This window comes from Pseudoclavibacter sp. VKM Ac-2867, from assembly GCF_015351275.1.
Classification (GTDB): domain Bacteria; phylum Actinomycetota; class Actinomycetes; order Actinomycetales; family Microbacteriaceae; genus Pseudoclavibacter.
On the sequence record NZ_JADKSL010000006.1, the window covers coordinates 100,332 to 116,982 of the forward strand.

The following is a 16,651-nucleotide window of genomic DNA, read 5'->3' on the forward strand; positions in this document are numbered from 1 at the left end:
ACCTCCCTGACCCATCGACGCAGAAAGCAGCCATGACCATGAACAGCACACCAGAACCGCGCCTGAAGGTGACGGGGCCGATCGGCGACCGCTTCGACGAGATACTCACCCGCGAAGCCCTCGAGTTCGTCCTGCGCCTCCACGACCAGTTCGCGGGCCGCCGCCACGAACGCCTCCTCGCCAGGATGGACGGCCGGAAAGCCGTCGAGAACGGCCGCGACTTCCGCTTCCTGAGTGAGACGGCAGCCGTGCGGGAGGACCCGAACTGGCGAGTCGCCGGCGCCGGCCCCGGCCTCGAGGACCGCCGCATCGAGATCACCGGCCCCACCGACCGAAAGATGACCATCAACGCCCTCAACTCGGGAGCGAACGCCTGGCTGGCCGACCTCGAGGACGCGACGAGCCCCACCTGGCAGAACATCGTCGGCGGGCAGGTCTCGCTGCTGGACGCCGTCAGAGAGCGCATCGAGTACACGAGCCCAGAAGGAAAGGAGTACTCGGTCACCGCCGACACGACGCCGACCATCATCGTCAGGCCTCGCGGCTGGCACCTCGTCGAGAAGCACCTCAGCTACACCGACCGCTCGGGCCAGCAGCGGCCCGCTTCCGGTTCCCTCGTGGACTTCGGGCTCTACTTCTTCCACAACGCCACGGAGCTGCTGGCACGCGGGCGCGGTCCGTACTTCTACCTGCCCAAGCTCGAGAACCACCTCGAGGCGCGCCTCTGGGACGACGTCTTCACCTTCTCGGAACGGGCCATCGGCATCGAGCACGGCACGATCCGGGCGACCGTGCTCATCGAGACGCTCCCGGCGGCCTTCGAGATGGACGAGATCCTCTACGAGCTCCGCGAGCACTGCGCCGGCCTCAACGCCGGACGATGGGACTACATCTTCAGCTTCATCAAGCACTACCGCTCGCGCGGACCCCAGTACGTCTTCCCGAACCGTGACCGGATCACGATGACGGTCCCGTTCATGCGTGCATACACGGAGCTGCTCGTGCGGACCTGCCACGCTCGGGGCGCGCACGCAATCGGCGGCATGAGCGCCTTCATCCCGAACTCCCGCGAGCCCGAGGTCACGGCGCGTGCCCTCGAGAAGGTGCGCGCCGACAAGGCGAGGGAGGCCGGTGACGGATTCGACGGGTCGTGGGTCGCGCATCCGGGACTCATCGACGTTGCACGCACTGAATTCGACGCCGTGCTCGGCGGGGCACCGAACCAGCTCGGACGGGACCGCTCCGAGGTCGACGTCACGGCGGCGCAGCTCCTCGACGTGCGCTCGCTGGAGAAGCACGTCACCGATGAGGGGGTGCGCGCCAATGTCTCCGTCGCGCTCCGCTACATCGAGAGCTGGCTGCGTGGGGTGGGTGCCGTCGCGATCGACGACCTCATGGAGGATGCGGCGACGGCGGAGATCTCACGCTCCCAGCTCTGGCAGTGGATCGCCCAACAGACCGTGACCGACTCCGGCACGGTGGTGACGCGTGAGCTGGTCGCGTCGCTGCTCGACGGCGCCCTCAGTGACGCGCAGCGCTTCGAGGGCGACCGCTTCGAGGCCGCCGCGCAGATCCTGCGACGAGTCTCACTGGACGACGAGTTCCCGACGTTCCTGACGATCCCCGCCTACGCGCACCACCTCTGCGAGCGGCCGGTCGCGCGGAGCATCGAGCGTGAGGCGCACCTCGCCGCAGCCTGAGCGAGAGTCAGCCCGCTGCCCGCCGTTGCGGCATGCCGCGGTGCTGACGGCCCTGGCGGTCCGGGCGTCTCTGTCCGTGTCTCTGTCCGTGCCTCTGCACGCGTTCCTGCCCGGACCGTCAGCGCTGCAGCGGTGCGAGTCCGCGCGCCTCGAGGGCGCCCTCGAGGATGCCGACGGCGCGGGGGCCGACGCCGTGCAGGGAGAGCAGGTGCTCGCGGCTCGCACCGGCGACGTCGCCGAGCAGGGTCTGCCCATCGCCGGCGAGCGCACGGGTCGCTGGAGCCCCGATGCCCAATCGGGCGATCGGCTCAGAGTCCGAGCCTGACGGCTCCGTCGCGGTCCGGTGGACGCCGAAGCGGTCTTCCGGGTCGATCCGGTCGAGCAGCTTCTGGGAGATCCTGCCGAGCGCGCTGAACTCCTCGGGGGTGAGGGCATCCACGATGAGCTCCCGCACCTTGCCGACGTGGCCGGGCGCGGTCTCCTCGAGGAACAGCATGCCGCTGTCGCTGAGCTTCGCGATCTTCGCCCTGCGGTCGCCGGGGTGGCTCGTGCGCTCGACGTGACCGCGCTGCTCCAGGCCGAGGACAACACGGGAGAGGCGTGGGAGCGTGGCGTTGGTGCGCGTCGCGAGGTCGGTCATGCGCAGACTCCGGCCCGGCGACTCCGAGAGGACCGCCATCACGAGATACTCGTAGTGCGTGATGCCGGCGTCGTTGCCGAGCTGCGTGTCGAGCGCACCCGGGAGCAGCTCGACGACCCCGATGAAGTGCAGCCACGAGTGCTGCTCGTCCGCGGAGAGCCATCTGGGTTCGGTCATGCCTTCATCCTCGCGTCTTTTACTTGTAGATGCAAGTTCTTGAGTGCTACGGTTCGTGCCATGACGACATCAGATGGCGACAAGCTCGACGCAGGCACCGGGATGGGCCTCGTCTCACTCCACGTCGGCGACCTCGCCGCGCAATCCGAGTACTACCGCACGGCGCTCGCCCTCGAGCCGATCGCCGAGACCGACGGCGAGATCACGCTCGGCCGAGGAGCCGCCCCGCTCGTGCGCCTCCGGCACACCCCCGGCCTCCCGGTCGCTCCGCGACGTGCCGCCGGGCTCTTCCACACCGCCCTCCTGTTCGACACGCCGAGCGACCTCGCCGCGACCGTCTACCGGGCGGCCCAGCACCCGCGCTCCCAGTTCGTCGGATCCTCCGACCACCACGTCAGCGAGGCCTTCTACTTCACCGACCCAGAGGGCAACGGCATCGAGCTCTACACCGACCGTCCGCGTGACACGTGGCTCGACGCCGCCGGGCGCATCGCCATGTCCACCGAGTTCCTCGATCCCAACGCCTACCTGCGAGCCAATCTCGTCGAAGACACCGCGGATGCGCCCCAGAAGGCCGCGGCGGACGTCGGCCACGTGCACCTGCAGGTCGGCGACGTCGACACGGCCAAGAGCTTCTACGTCGACACCCTCGGCTTCGAGACGACGACCACCTATCCGGGAGCGCTCTTCGTGAGCGCGGGCGGCTACCACCACCACATCGCCCTCAACGTCTGGAACAGCGCAGGCGCCGGACCCCGAGCCGCGACCCTGGGGCTCGGCCAGCTCACGATCGAGGTTCCAGAACGGACCGAGCTCGACGCGGTCGCCGACCGGCTCCGCGGCGCCGGCCTTCAGTTCGCCGACGATGGGGCGACCATCACCGTGCTGGACCCCTGGCGCTCCGAAGTCGTGCTCCGCACGCGTGAGCAGGCAGTCGCAGCATGAGCGAGCTCGCGATCAGCACAGCCCTCTCGTCGATCGATGCCTCGGGCAAGCGGCCGATCCTCCTGCTCATGCACGGCTACGGGTCGCACGAGGACGACCTCACGAGCCTCCTGCCGACCCTCGGCGACGGCTTCGACTGGGCGTCCCTGCGTGCGCCCCTCGTCCTCCGAGAGAAGACGCCCGCCGAGGTCGGCTCATACGCCTGGGTGCCCATCGACCGGCCCGGCCTGCCCGACCCGGCCAAAGCCGCAGCGGCCACGGACGCCGTGCTCGCCTGGCTCGACCGGAACACGGCACCGGCCGCGAGCGTCATCCCGATCGGCTTCTCGCAGGGCGGGCTCATGGTGACCCAGCTGCTTCGCCGGGAGCCGCAGCGCTTCGAGCGCGGAGCTGTCCTCTCCGGCTTCTCCCTCCAGGGCGAGCAGCCGGGCGACGAGGAGCTCACCAGCATCCGCCCACCCGTGTTCTTCGGGCGTGGGGACCGGGACCCGATCATCAGCGACGCCACCTTCGACCGGACCACCGCGTGGCTGTCCGATCACGCGACGGCCAGCGAGCACGTCTACCCGGGCCTTGCGCACGGCATCTCGCCGCAGGAGCTGGAAGACCTCGCCGGGTTCCTCAGCGCAATGTGACCCTGCGTGTCCTCCTGGTACCTGAGATTTCGGCCGTCCACCTGAGTGGGCGGCCGTCTTCCTAGTCTCTGGACATCCCCGTACCTGGGGCCGATCCCGCAAGTGGGATGCGTTCCGCCTAGAAGGAGTCCAGATGACCCGCTCGACCAGACCGCTCTCCGCCGCCGCCCTCGCCGCGGTCGGGATGATGGCGCTCGCCTCGTGCGCGGCGCAGTCTGGAGCGGTTCCGGCGGCCGACGCAGAGCCCGTCCAGGGTGGCAACCTGCGCGTCGGCATCCTCAGCGACATCGGATGCATCGACCCGGCCCAGGTCGGCAACAACAACAACGTCAACATCGCCCGCCAGACCGTCGCGTCGCTCACGACGCAGGACGTCGAGACCGGCGAAGTGCTTCCGTGGCTCGCTGAGTCCTGGGAGATCTCGGACGACGCGAGGGAGTTCACCTTCACGCTCGCCGAGGGGCCGACCTTCGCCGACGGCACGCCCATCGACGCCGAAGCCGTCAAGGCCAACGCGGAGGGCGTCCAGGCGCTCGGCGCGAAGTCGCCGCTCGGCAACCTGTACCTCGCCGGCCTCGAGTCGGTCACCGTCGTGGACCCGCAGACGGTGACTTATACCTTCGCCGAGCCGTCCGCGCAGTTCCTGCAGGCGACCTCCACCTTCACGCTCGGGCTCGTCTCCACCGAGAGCACGAAGCTCAGCCAGGAAGCGCGCTGCGCTGGCGACTTCATCGGCTCAGGGCCCTTCTCCGTCGAGAGCTACACCCCCAACGCCGAGACGGTCCTCGCCGCCCGCGAGGACTACGCGTGGGGTGCATCGACGACCGGCAACACCGAGCGTCCCTACCTCGACACGATCACGTACTCCGTCATCCCGGAGGCATCGACGCTCACCGGGTCGCTCCAGTCCGGCCAGCTCGACGTCTCGACCGACGTCTCCTTCGTCGACCTCGACGCACTCAAGGGCGCCGGCGCGAACGTGCAGAACCGCGCCAACCCCGGCGTCGTCTACAACCTCATCCCGAATGCCTCGCACCCGATCCTCTCCGACAAGAACGTGCGCCTCGCCGTGCAGAAGAGCATCAACCGCGAGGAGCTCCTCGCCCTCCTGACGCCAGAGGACAGCCCAGCCACGAGTGTGCTCGCCACGTCGACGCCCTACTACAGCGACCAGAGCGACATCCTCGAGTACAACGTCGAGGACGCCGCGAAGCTGCTCGACGAAGCCGGCTGGCTCGAAGGCGCGGACGGCGTCCGCGAGAAGGACGGCCAGAAGCTGAGCTTCGAGCTCGCCTACTGGCAGCCGACCACCAACGTCCTCGAGCAGGTGCAGGTCCAGCTCGCCGCCGTCGGCATCGACCTCCAGCTCCGCGAGGCTCCCATCGCCGACGTGACCGCGATCAACGACGGCACGCAGCCGTTCACCTGGGCGAACATCACGCGCGCCGACCCGGACGCGCTCCGCGTGTTCTTCTCGGCTGAGGGCGGCAACAAGTACAACTACCGCGAGGTCGGCCCGATCGACGAGGTGCTGAACTCGCAGGCCGCCATCGTCGATGCGGATGCGCGCCAGACCGAGGTCGACGCGGCCGTCACCCAGCTGCTCGAGGAGGGCTACGCCGTCCCCGTCATCCAGCTCTCCACGAACCTCATCCAGGCGCCCGGCGTCCAGGGAGTGCAGTTCGAGGCGTCCAGCAGGCTCGACTTCTCAGCAGCCTGGAAGGCCGCGGAGTAACCGTATGGCTCGCTACTTCGCGTGGAGGCTCGCCCTGGGGATCCTGGTCCTCTGGGCGGCCTTCACCCTGTCGTTCCTCCTCCTCTACCTCCTCCCTGGCGACGCGGCGGCCGTGGCGGCAGCTGGCGGCGGAGAAGGGGCCGCAGACCCGGCCGCCATCGAGGCGCTGAGAGCGGAGCTCGGGCTCGACGCTCCGTTCCACGAGCAGTACCTGGCCGCCCTCGGGGGGGCCCTGGTCCTCGACTTCGGCAGCTCCGTGCAGAACGGCATCCCCGCCACCGAGGTGCTCGCCCGCGCGCTCCCGTCGACGGCCACCCTCGCCGGAGCGGCCCTCGTCCTCTCCGTCATCGGCGGCATCGGGCTCGCGCTCATCAGCAACCTCATCCGATCCTCCTGGCTGCGCGGCATCCTCCAGTCGCTGCCCTCGCTCGCCATCGCGGTTCCGACGTTCTGGCTCGGGCTCCTGCTCCTGCAGGTCTTCTCCTTCCAGCTCGGCTGGGTGCCGGCCTTCGGCAGCACGGGCTTCGTGGGGCTCATCCTCCCTGCGCTGACACTCTCGATCCCGACCGGCGCCTACCTGGCCCAGGTGCTCACCCGCAGCCTGCACGAGACCCTCGCCCGGCCCTTCATCGAGCAGGCCAAGGCGAAGGGTGCCGGCGACACGCGCATCCTCGTGCGCCATGCCCTCAGGAACGCGGCCCTGCCGACTCTCACGATCGGCGGGGTGCTCGTCGGCCAGCTCCTTGCAGGAACCGTCGTCACCGAGACCGTCTTTTCCCGCGACGGCGTCGGCCGCATGATCGTGACCGCCGTCGCCAACCGGGACATCCCCCTCGTCATGATCGCGGTCGTCTTCGCCGCCGCGATCTTCGTCGTCACCAACCTCATCGTCGACGCGCTCTACCCGCTCGTCGACCCCCGCCTCTCGCACTCCACGAAGCAGCGCCCGGCGACCAAGGCGCGTCCGACACCCCCACCGGCGTCCGGTACCACTGCCACGGAGCCCGGCAGGACTCGAGCGAACGAGGTCGCAGCATGACCCAGCCCCTCCTCACACCGCCGTCAGACCTCGCTGCGCTGAGTCGCACCGAGCGGTACGTGGCCCCCGGCAGCGCTGGCGGCGTCGCCGCCGAGCGGACCCCGCAGCCCGTGCCAGCTGCCGCGAAGCCGTCGTCGTTCGCGCGCTTCCGCAGCCTCCTGCGCCTCCCGTCCCTCATCCTTGCGATCGCCGTGCTCGCAACCGTCATCGCGTGGGCCGTCGCGCCGTCGATCTTCACGCCGTACGACGCCATTAACGGCACCCTCCTCGACCGCCTCCAGCCGCCGAGCCCCGCGCACCCCTTCGGCACCGACAACCTGGGCCGGGACACCCTCGCGCGCTTTATCCACGGCTCGCAGACCACCCTCCTCGCTTCCGGCCTCGCCGTCGTCATCGCGCTCGGCACCGGGGCGCTCCTCGGGCTTCTCGCCGGATACCTCCGGGGCTTCGTCGACGAGGCGATCATGCGATTCATGGACGTCATCCTCGCGATCCCAGCCCTGCTGCTCTCGCTCACCATCATCACGGGACTCGGCTTCGGGACGCTCAACATCGCGATCGCGGTCGGCCTCGCGTCCACCGCAGCCTTCGCGCGCATCATGCGCTCGCAGGTCCTCTCGGTCGCCACTGCCGGCTACATCGAGGCGGCGAAGCTCTCGGGCGCTCGCTGGCCGAGCATCATCTTCCGCCAGGTCCTCCCCGCCGCGATCACCCCGGTCCTCGCGCTCGCCGCCATCGAGTTCGGCGCGGCAGTGCTCGCCATCTCCGCCCTCAGCTTCCTCGGCTTCGGAGCCCCGCCGCCCCAGCCGGAGTGGGGCGCCCTCATCTCCGAAGGCCGCGACTACCTCCAGGCCGCCTGGTGGCTCACCACCCTGCCCGGACTCGTGATCGTCGCGGTCGTGCTCTCCACGGCGCGCATCTCGCGCTGGCTCCAAGAACGAGGAGACCGCTCATGACCTCCACACCCCTGACCCAGCAGGCAGGCAGCGAAACGCAGCCGCTCCTGTCCGTCCGCGACCTCCAGCTCGCCTACAAGGGGGCCACGACGCTCGCCGTCGCCGGCGTCTCCTTCGACGTGTACCCGGGCGAGCAGGTCGCCATCGTCGGCGAGTCCGGCTCCGGCAAGACCAGCGTCGCCAAGGCCATCGTCGATCTCCTCCCCGCGAGCACCGCGGTGACCGCGAACGCACTCCGCTACGACCGCCTCGACCTCACCGCCCTGACGCCGCTCGAATGGCGTGCCGTCCGCGGCGCACGCATCGGCCTCATCCCGCAGGACCCATCGGCGTCCCTGAACCCGCTGCAGACCGTCGGAGCGCAGGTCGCCGAGGTGCTCCTCATCCACGGCCTCGCCACGAAGAAGGATGCACGCGCGCGAGCCGTCGAGCTCCTCCATGACGCCGGGATCCCCGACGCGGCAAAGCGTGCAGCGCAGTACCCGCACCAGTTCTCCGGCGGCATGCGGCAGCGAGTCCTCATCTCGGCCGCGCTCGCAGCCTCGCCCGGCCTCATCATCGCCGACGAGCCGACGAGCGCACTCGACGTGACCGTCCAACGCCAGATCCTCGACCTCATCGCGGAGCGGGCCGCCGTCGCATCCACGGCCGTGCTCTTCATCACCCACGACCTCGGCGTGGCAGCCGACCGGGCCGACCGCATCCTCGTCATGCAGCACGGAACGATCGTCGAGGCCGGCCCGGCGGCCCAGGTCCTCGAGGACCCGCAGCACCCGTACACGAAGCGACTCGTCGCGGCCGCACCCACCAGGACCTCGACGCGACTCGCGCCGGCCAATGGGGCCCTCGGCATCGACCGCAGCCGCCCGGTTCTGGAGGTCAGGGGACTGAGCAAGACCTTCCGGCTGCCAGGAGGCGCACGGGTCGACGCGACGAAGGACGTCGCCTTCTCGATCGCCCGCGGCGAGAGCTACGCCCTCGTCGGCGAGTCGGGCTCCGGCAAGAGCACAACCGCTCGCCTCGCCCTGCTCCTCGAACGACCGGACCAAGGGAGCATCCGCCTCGACGGCCTCGAAGTCGCCGGCGCCAGAGGCAGCGCCCTGAGAGCCTTCCGCCGCAGGACCGGGCTCGTGCACCAGGACCCCTACTCATCGCTCGACCCGCGATTCACGGTCGCGGACTCCATCGAGCAGCCGCTGCGGGCCTTCGGGGTCGGCGACAAGCAGTCGCGCCGCGCGCGGGTGCTCGAGCTGCTGGACGACGTCGCGCTCCCTGCCGATTTCGCGCAACGGCGCTCGACGCAGCTCTCCGGAGGGCAGCGGCAGCGCGTCGCCATCGCACGAGCACTCGCCCTGAAGCCAGAGCTCATCGTCCTCGACGAAGCCGTCTCCGCCCTCGACGTCTCCGTCCAGGCGCAGATCCTCCAGCTCCTCGTCGACCTCCAGGCCGAGCACTCGCTGAGCTACCTGTTCATCACCCACGACCTCGGGGTCGTCCGCCAGATCGCCGACCGCGTCGGCGTGCTCCGAGGCGGCGAGCTGCTCGAGGAAGGCACCGTCGACGAGGTCTTCGAGCGCAGCACCAACGCCTACACTCGAGCGCTCGTCGACGCCATCCCGGGCGGCAAGCCCACCGAGCGCGTCCTGGAGGCGATCGCATGACATCCGCAGCCAGGCTCATCGATATCGACAGCACCAGGGGAGCCAGGTGCATCGCGGTCCTCGGCGCCGGACCTCGCGGAGCTGGGCTCCTCGAGCGCATCGTCGCCAACTACGACGGCGAGACCACTGGCCCGCTTGTCGTGCACCTCATCGACCCGCACCCGCCTGGAGCCGGACGCATCTGGCGAGACGCCCAGTCCGGGCTCCTGAAGCTCAACTCGCTGGCGGCCGACGTCACCATGTTCACCGACGAGACGAGCACCATAGAGGGCCCGGTCAGGCAGGGCCCCTCCCTCGTCGAGTGGGCTGAGCTCGCGAGCCGCGGCGAGCTGGCAGGGTACGACCTCGACACGGAGGACCAGCAGGTGGCCGACGAGGTGCGGTCACTCGGTCCGGCGAGCTTCCCCACGAGGCGCCTGCAGAGCAGGTACCTCGGCTGGTTCTTCGAGCAGGCGGCAGACGCGGCGCCAGAGGGCCTGACGGTCCTCGTCCACGCCGCCGAGGTGACGGGCGTCACGACGATCGACAACGGCGCGCAGCGCGTCGAGCTCGATACGGGCGACAGCCTCACCGTCGACGTCGTCGTGTACGCGCTCGGCCACTCCGGAACCCTGGTCCACGAAGGAACGAGAACCGCCGAGCTGAGCGAGTTCGCGGCCCGCCACGACCTCGCCTACGTGCCGCCCTCGTTCACGGCAGACGCAGACTTCAGTGCAGTGGAAGCTGGGGAGCCCGTCATCGTCCGCGGTCTCGGCCTCGCCGCCGTCGACCTGCTCGTCCTGCTCACCGAAGGGCGCGGGGGAGCGTTCCTGCCCGGAGACGAGCCGGGACGCCTCAGGTACCGTCCCTCCGGCCGCGAGCCCCGCATCCTCGTCGGCTCCAGGCGGGGCGTTCCCTACCACTCCAAGGTCACGAGCGTGCTCCAGGGGGAGCCGTTCGAGACCCGCTACTTCACGGCGGACATCGCCCGCGAGATCGTCGCCGAGCACGAGATCCTGGATTTCCGCACGCACTTCTGGCCGCTCCTCGCCAAGGAGATGCTGCACGGCTACTACCGCGAGCTCTTCACGGGGCACCCAGATCGAGTGCGCGTGTCCTGGGTCGAGTTCCGGGCCGAGCTCGACCGATTCGCCGCCCAGTCGCCCGAACTCCACGAGGCAGTGCTCGCCGCGCTCGTCGACCCGAGCGACGAGCTCGACATCGAGACCTTCGACCACCCCCTGCGCGGGGCCGCGGCAACCGACGTCGGCTCGGTGTCGGTCGCCCTCCACGACTACATCCGCGAAGACCTCCGCAGGAGGAACAGCCAGCAGCACAGCGAGAACCAAGGGCTCTTCCTCGCCCTCCTCTTCTCCTTCATGACCTTCGTCGAATTCCAGGATGCTCCCAACTGGTCGCCGGTATCGCTCGCCGGAGACGTTCGCGTCTGGTGGAAGGGCTTCTTCAGCTACGTTGCGTCCGGCCCGCCAGGACACCGTCTCGACGAGCTCCTCGCGCTCAGCGAGGCCGGTGTCGTGCACTTCCTGGGCGGCGAGCTGCGCGTTTGGGAGGACGAGGAAGCCGGCCTCTTCAGGGCAAAGGGCACAACGCTCGAGCGACAGGTGTCGGCCCGCGCGCTCATCGACGCCTGGCTTCCCGACGCCGACGTCGCCCACACCGACAACCTGGCGCTCAGGCAGCTCATCGAGTCGGGCGAGGGGCGCGAGCGCATCGCAGCCACCCCGGAGGGCAGCCTCGCCACCGGCGTCATCGAGGTGCGCCGCGAGGACTCGAGGATCGTGCAGGCAGACGGGACGACGCATCCCCGTCGGTTCGCCATCGGCCCGTACACGTCCAATCCATTCGTCGGGGCGTTCTCCCGCCCGCGGACCAACGCCGTCTCGTTCCGCGAGAACGACGCCGTCGCCCTGAGTACGTTGAGACTCGTCGGCGAGATCAGCAGAGAGAACGAGGAGAGGGAACAGCATGAGCACGCAGCAGAGCACCACTACCGGAGACCACTTCAGCGCACGCTGGGCGGTCTGGCACGAAAGTCGTGAGCGCGCGGTCCGTGCCCCGTACGGGCCGGCGGCCCTCGTCGCGACCAACTGGCTCGCCGACGGCATCGAGCTCGAACTGGAGGGCGTCGCGGGAACCTGGAGCATCGTCGACGGCACCGTCGTCGGCAGCGGGCTCGCCGAGAGCGGGTACGTGGACGCCTCCGGCTCCGGAGTCGGCGACCGTGTGACGCTGAAGACGGGTGAGGAGCTCCGCGACGGTGCGCGCATCCTCCGGGCGTTCGCGCGCGACGATCAGCGCGCCCTCCGAGTGCTCGACCCCGAGGCGTCGGGGCGAGCCGCGCTGCTCGGCATCGACAGCTACCAGCCTGACGACGACTACGTCGTGTCTGCGAGCTTCCGTCCCTCGACCGAGCAGGTCGACGTGCTCCAGGCAGACGGCTACGTGTCCAGGAAGGACCTCGGCGGGAAGCTCGACTTCGAGCTCGGCGGCTCGGCGTTCTCGATCGACGCCGACCACACCGAGGCAGGACTCCAGGTCGTGTTCGCCGACACGACGAGCGGTGTCGAGAGCTACCGTTTCCGGTTCCTGACCGTCCCCGCCCCCGAGGCCGACGGGGCGACGACGATCGACTTCAATCGCGCCTACCTACCGCCGTGCGCCTTCAGCGACCACTTCGTCTGCCCGACGCCTGCCGCCGACAACCGACTCAGCGTGCCGGTCAGAGCTGGCGAGCGGAACGCCATCAAGGCCTGACGCCCCAGTCCGATCGCTGACGACGATCGCCAACCGCGCGCCGCGGAACCCAACCCGGAGCGCGGTTCGCGATCACTCGTCCGGGTCGAGCAGGGGCCGCTCGTCGCGGCCGCGGATGCGATCGATCTCTCGACGCTCCCGCTTCGTCGGACGCCCGGCCCCACGGTCGCGGTACGCGATGGGGGAGGCGAACTCCCGAGGGGGAGGCGGAGGTGAGTTGTCGATGAGCGCCTTCGCCGCGATCGGCGCGCCGACGCGCTTCTTGAGGAGCTCCTGCGCGACGAGGACCCGGTCACGATCGGTCCGCACCCGAACCTCGTCGCCGACGTGGATGCGCTGCGCTGGCTTGGCCCGATCGCCGTCGATCTTGACGTGCCCGGCCTTGCAGGCCGCGGTCGCGGCGCTGCGGGTCTTGTAGATGCGGACCGCCCAGAGCCACACGTCGACCCGCACGGAAGCGGGCCCTGGCTGGTGGTAGCCCTGCTCGTCTCGGTCCATCCGATGATCGTATCGAGTTCGTGAGGCCGCGCCCAGCGGTCGTGCTCAGCGGTCGTGCCCTCGTGCGCGCACAGCAGATGGCGTCACCACGTGTCGACCCGCGCGGGCTTCACCGACACGCAGACGCGCCGAGACGCGCGAGGCGTGCCACTGCGACAATGACCTCATGGCAGGCGACCGGCACGAGAGCCCGATGCGGTGGGCGACGCTTCCCAACGCCATCTCGGTGGCGCGACTGCTCGTCTTCGTGCCCCTCACTATCTGGCTCGCCGCCGACGGCCGGGAGCTGGCCGCCACCCTGAGCCTCGCTGCGTTCGGGGCGACCGACTGGATCGACGGCTTCCTCGCCCGCCGCCTCGGGCAGGTTTCCCGGGTGGGGGAGGTCCTCGACCCGGTCGCCGACCGGCTCGGCATCATCATCATCGGCTTCGGCCTGGCACTCCTCGGCTACTTCCCGTGGTTCGTGCTGGTCACGATCTTCCTCTGCGACCTGGCGCTGCTCGTCATCGGGCTGGCGCGGCTCGAGCGGGTTCGCGAGGGGCGCGTAAACCTGCTCGGCAAGGCCAGGTCGGCGTTCATCATGGTTGCCATGCCGCTCCACCTGCTGTCGTACGCCGAGCAGGTGCCCGCCGAGCCGCTGCGCACCATCACGTGGTGGATGCTGCTGATCGGGACGGTCCTGCACGTCGCAGCAGGAGCCGTCTACGCGGTCAGGTACCTGCGCCGCCGGGCTCCGTGACGAAGTCGATGAGCTCCTCCACCCGGCCGAGCAGCGACGGCTCCAGGTCCCGGTAGTCGCGGACGCGCTCCAGGATGCGCTGCCAGGCCCTTGCCGTGTCCGCCTGCTCCTCTGCGGGCCAGCCGAGGGCCCTGCAGATGCCCTTCTTCCAGTCCTGCCCTCGAGGAATGACGGGCCATGCCTTGAGCCCGAGGCGCTCGGGCTTCACCGACTGCCACACGTCGACGTACGGGTGGCCGACGACCCGCACGTGCGAGGCGCCGAAGCGCCGCGTGATGTCGTCGGCGATGCGCTGCTCCTTCGAGCCCTTGACGAGATGATCGAGCAGCACTCCGACGCGGCGCGTCGGGCTCGGTCCGAACACCGTCAGCACTTCGGCGAGGTGGTCGGCGCCCTGCAGGAACTCGACGACGACTCCGTCGATGCGCAGGTCGTGGCCCCAGACCTTCTCGACGAGCTCGGCGTCGTGCTTGCCCTCCACGAAGATTCGCCCGGCCCTCGCGGTCCTCGCCTTGGCATCGGCGACGTGGAAGGAGCCGGACGCGCTGCGTGCTCGCCCAGACTGCTGCTTGGCCGCCGGGGGCCCGAGGAGGATGGCCTCATCCTCGAGCAGGAAGATCGAATCGGCGGGGAACGCCTTGCGCTGGCCGTCGAAGTCCTGCAGCGTCACGGTCTGCTTGTTGGCCGACGCGAGGCGGCCGTAGAAGCCGCTCGCCGCATCCTCGAGCCACATGCCGCTGGCCATGGGCACCTTCCGCGTGAGGGGCGCGGACTTGCGCTCGCGCATGCGGGCGATGGGGTCACCCGAGTAGCGGTCGTCGGACTCGGCGCGGCCGTCGAAACTCGCGCGATCGCCGGAGAGGGAGTCGTCTAGCACTCCGGAAGTGTACGCCGAGGGTGAAAATCGGGCTCGATCTTCCCGCTCGTTTCGACAACACTCAGTCGTCTGACGCACAATGGCAGGCGGTGCTGCTGCAATTAACCGACCGGAATTCGGGCACCCCCGATTCCGCTACGCTTGAGCATCGACTCGAGGAGGCAAATATGGCTGGTTCTGACGCTGAGGCGCGGACCCCTGAAGGCGACGGCGTCGTCGATGAGCAGACACAGTCTTCGACGATGTCGTTCACCGGCGATTTCAGCGCGCAGCTCGCTGCGCTCATCGCAGGTGGTGTGTCGAAGGAGGAGATGGAGTCCATCAGTGCGCTTCCCTCCGGATCCGCGCTCCTGATCGTCCGTCGCGGTTCCAACGTGGGAGCCAGGTTCCTGCTCGACACCGACCTCCAGGTCGCCGGCAGGCACCCGAACGCGGAGATCTTCCTCGACGACGTCACCGTGTCCCGACGTCACGCCGAGTTCACGCGGCACGGCCGCGAGTTCCACATGCGCGATCTCGGTTCGCTCAACGGCACGTACTACAACGGCGAGCGCATCAACTCCGCCGTCCTCACCAACGGCGGAGAAGTGCAGGTCGGCAAATTCCGGCTCACTTTCTACAGCTCTCCGCTTGACACCAGCCTGACTTCCGCGTCTGCCGGGAACTGATCGTGGCCGCTATGGCGGCGGCGGCTTCTGCGCGGGGACCAGGTCGGACGCTCAGTATCGGTCAGGTGCTGCAGCGGCTGAACGTCGAGTTCCCTGAGCTGAGCCCCTCCAAGCTCCGCTTCCTCGAGGACAAGGGCCTCGTGCATCCCGAGCGAACGCCGAAGGGGTATCGCAAGTTCTCCGCGGCCGACGTCGCTCGCCTGCGCGAGGTGCTCACCATGCAGCGCGACCTCTACCTGCCGCTCAAGGTGATCGCCGAGTACTTCGACGACCTCGATCGGGGCCTCGAGCCTGAGCTCCCGGGATCGCGGGCACCGCAGCGGCAGACCATGCTCGCCGCCGGCACCGTCCTCGATCGCGCGCAGCTGCTCGAGCGCTCTGGAGCCAAGCCCGCCCTGCTCGAGCAGGCCGTGAGCGCCGGACTCATCCCGGCGGCGAGTCGGTACCAGGAAGACGAGCTCACCATGCTGAGCACGCTCGTGGAGCTCGAGCGGGTGGGCATCGAGCCGCGCCACCTGCGCCCTTTCCGCGCTGCCGCACATCACGAGTACGGGCTCATCGAGCAAGCGCTCTCGACGAACACCCGGCGGGCGCGCTCGCAGGGCGAGGCCGTCGAGCGTGCCAACGAGCTCGCCGAGCAGCTCGGGTCGGTTCGCCGGTCCCTCATCCGCCAAGCGGTTCGCGGTCGCAGGTAGGTTCATCCTCCACTTGAACGTGAAGTGGATTCGCGAGCCACGATCTCGTGCCACGACACGCCGCAGGCCTGCCGCGGATGCCTGAAATCCGGGGCAAGTCGGGTCATGATCACATCGTTGTCGTTCGGAAGTAGCCGAGCGGCATGCACTCCAATAGAATCGACCCAGACGGCTCGGGACTTACCTCAAGTTCCCTTGTGGTACAAGGCTTCCCCAGGGCGCATCGGCTCCCCGGAGCGCAGGGCTTGCTCCAGGAGTACGGGGCGCTGAGTTGGTCGAAAACGTGTGAAAGGTGCAGGCATGAGCGAGCAGGGACAGGGCGACGCGCCAACCGGCGGCGAGTTGGTCTTCACCGACGGCATTCCGGACCTCGATCCGGGCTCCGGGTACCGTGGCGCCGTTGCCGCGCGTGCCGCGGGCATCACCTATCGGCAGCTTGACTACTGGGCTCGCACCGGCCTGGTCGAGCCGACGGTTCGCGGGGCGAAGGGCTCAGGCTCGCAGCGTCTCTACTCGTTCCGCGACATCCTCGTCCTCAAGCTCGTGAAGCGACTGCTCGAGACGGGCATCTCGCTCCAGCAGATCCGCACGGCGGTCGACCAGCTCGCCGAGACCGGCGTCGTTGACCTCGCGCAGACGACGCTCATGTCGGATGGCGCAAGCGTCTACCTGTGCACCTCGAACGACCAGGTCATCGACCTCGTGCACCGCGGGCAGGGCGTGTTCGGCATCTTCGTCGGCCAGGTGCTCCGCGAGGTCGAGTCGACCCTCGTCGACTTCGAGCAGCAGACGCTCGACCCTGTCGACGAGCTCGCAGCACGCCGCGCCAGCCGCGCGAGCTGAACCCGCAGACGGCCTCGCTGTCTCGGCACGTTCGGGCGCTTGACCGCGCTCCGGTTGCCTGACCACGCGAGGCAGGCCGCGGCGCCGAA

The 16,651-nt window shown here is 69.3% G+C and carries 16 protein-coding genes; 13 read left to right on the forward strand and 3 right to left on the reverse strand.

The features are described 5' to 3' along the window. The first annotated feature begins 32 nt into the window (after nucleotides 1-32). Nucleotides 33-1,700, forward strand: coding sequence for a malate synthase A (gene aceB, locus ITJ67_RS07840; RefSeq protein WP_160071665.1), 1,668 nt, complete (start codon nucleotides 33-35; stop codon nucleotides 1,698-1,700). A 118-nt stretch (nucleotides 1,701-1,818) separates the two neighbouring features. On the opposite strand, the gene ITJ67_RS07845 is transcribed toward aceB, so the two are convergent. Further along, nucleotides 1,819-2,517, reverse strand: coding sequence for a MarR family transcriptional regulator (locus ITJ67_RS07845; protein ID WP_160071666.1), 699 nt, complete (start codon nucleotides 2,515-2,517; stop codon nucleotides 1,819-1,821). A gap of 60 nt (nucleotides 2,518-2,577) precedes the next feature. On the opposite strand from ITJ67_RS07845, the gene ITJ67_RS07850 reads away from it, so the two are divergent. The 8 genes from ITJ67_RS07850 to ITJ67_RS07885 all read left to right on the forward strand — a co-directional run bounded on the left by ITJ67_RS07850 (nucleotide 2,578) and on the right by ITJ67_RS07885 (nucleotide 12,242). Beyond that, nucleotides 2,578-3,462, forward strand: coding sequence for a VOC family protein (locus tag ITJ67_RS07850; protein ID WP_194677263.1), 885 nt, complete (start codon nucleotides 2,578-2,580; stop codon nucleotides 3,460-3,462). Continuing rightward, nucleotides 3,459-4,097: an alpha/beta hydrolase gene (locus ITJ67_RS07855; RefSeq protein ID WP_194677264.1), complete on the forward strand. Its 639-nt coding sequence runs from the start codon at nucleotides 3,459-3,461 to the stop codon at nucleotides 4,095-4,097. The genes ITJ67_RS07850 and ITJ67_RS07855 overlap by 4 nt, the downstream gene beginning before the upstream one ends. 133 nt (nucleotides 4,098-4,230) lie before the next feature. Then, complete coding sequence (locus ITJ67_RS07860) at nucleotides 4,231-5,832, forward strand: ABC transporter substrate-binding protein (RefSeq protein ID WP_194677265.1); 1,602 nt, start codon at nucleotides 4,231-4,233, stop codon at nucleotides 5,830-5,832. A 4-nt stretch (nucleotides 5,833-5,836) separates the two neighbouring features. Beyond that, a complete protein-coding gene (locus ITJ67_RS07865) occupies nucleotides 5,837-6,871 on the forward strand; it encodes an ABC transporter permease (RefSeq protein WP_160071670.1) in 1,035 nt (344 codons plus the stop codon). Next, nucleotides 6,868-7,827 (forward strand): ABC transporter permease, encoded by a 960-nt coding sequence (locus ITJ67_RS07870; RefSeq protein WP_194677266.1) that lies wholly within the window; start codon nucleotides 6,868-6,870, stop codon nucleotides 7,825-7,827. Before ITJ67_RS07865 ends, ITJ67_RS07870 begins: the two co-directional genes overlap by 4 nt. Continuing rightward, complete coding sequence (locus ITJ67_RS07875; RefSeq protein ID WP_194677267.1) at nucleotides 7,824-9,488, forward strand: dipeptide ABC transporter ATP-binding protein; 1,665 nt, start codon at nucleotides 7,824-7,826, stop codon at nucleotides 9,486-9,488. Before ITJ67_RS07870 ends, ITJ67_RS07875 begins: the two co-directional genes overlap by 4 nt. Then, nucleotides 9,485-11,527, forward strand: a complete 2,043-nt coding sequence (locus tag ITJ67_RS07880; RefSeq protein ID WP_228502428.1) for an FAD/NAD(P)-binding protein — start codon at nucleotides 9,485-9,487, stop codon at nucleotides 11,525-11,527. Before ITJ67_RS07875 ends, ITJ67_RS07880 begins: the two co-directional genes overlap by 4 nt. After that, on the forward strand, nucleotides 11,454-12,242 hold the full coding sequence (locus ITJ67_RS07885) for a DUF1684 domain-containing protein (RefSeq protein WP_194677268.1): 789 nt from the start codon (nucleotides 11,454-11,456) through the stop codon (nucleotides 12,240-12,242). Before ITJ67_RS07880 ends, ITJ67_RS07885 begins: the two co-directional genes overlap by 74 nt. A 72-nt stretch (nucleotides 12,243-12,314) precedes the next feature. On the opposite strand, the gene ITJ67_RS07890 is transcribed toward ITJ67_RS07885, so the two are convergent. Then, nucleotides 12,315-12,740, reverse strand: coding sequence for an RNA-binding S4 domain-containing protein (locus tag ITJ67_RS07890; protein WP_104331119.1), 426 nt, complete (start codon nucleotides 12,738-12,740; stop codon nucleotides 12,315-12,317). A 166-nt stretch (nucleotides 12,741-12,906) separates the two neighbouring features. On the opposite strand from ITJ67_RS07890, the gene ITJ67_RS07895 reads away from it, so the two are divergent. Then, nucleotides 12,907-13,479 carry a CDP-alcohol phosphatidyltransferase family protein gene (locus ITJ67_RS07895; RefSeq protein WP_181057884.1) on the forward strand — a complete coding sequence of 191 codons (573 nt, stop codon included), beginning with the start codon at nucleotides 12,907-12,909 and terminating at the stop codon, nucleotides 13,477-13,479. Here ITJ67_RS07895 and ITJ67_RS07900 read toward each other — a convergent pair. After that, a complete protein-coding gene (locus tag ITJ67_RS07900) occupies nucleotides 13,451-14,356 on the reverse strand; it encodes a DUF3097 family protein (RefSeq protein ID WP_236558400.1) in 906 nt (301 codons plus the stop codon). The genes ITJ67_RS07895 and ITJ67_RS07900 overlap by 29 nt on opposite strands. Nucleotides 14,357-14,523: 167 nt before the next feature. Between ITJ67_RS07900 and ITJ67_RS07905 the strand changes: the two genes are divergently transcribed. The 3 genes from ITJ67_RS07905 to ITJ67_RS07915 all read left to right on the forward strand — a co-directional run bounded on the left by ITJ67_RS07905 (nucleotide 14,524) and on the right by ITJ67_RS07915 (nucleotide 16,562). Next, nucleotides 14,524-15,024 carry an FHA domain-containing protein gene (locus tag ITJ67_RS07905; RefSeq protein WP_068478243.1) on the forward strand — a complete coding sequence of 167 codons (501 nt, stop codon included), beginning with the start codon at nucleotides 14,524-14,526 and terminating at the stop codon, nucleotides 15,022-15,024. Nucleotides 15,025-15,089: 65 nt separating this feature from the next. After that, complete coding sequence (locus tag ITJ67_RS07910; RefSeq protein WP_323741423.1) at nucleotides 15,090-15,719, forward strand: MerR family transcriptional regulator; 630 nt, start codon at nucleotides 15,090-15,092, stop codon at nucleotides 15,717-15,719. 300 nt (nucleotides 15,720-16,019) lie between these two features. Then, on the forward strand, nucleotides 16,020-16,562 hold the full coding sequence (locus tag ITJ67_RS07915; protein ID WP_104241118.1) for a MerR family transcriptional regulator: 543 nt from the start codon (nucleotides 16,020-16,022) through the stop codon (nucleotides 16,560-16,562). Nucleotides 16,563-16,651: the final 89 nt, after the last annotated feature.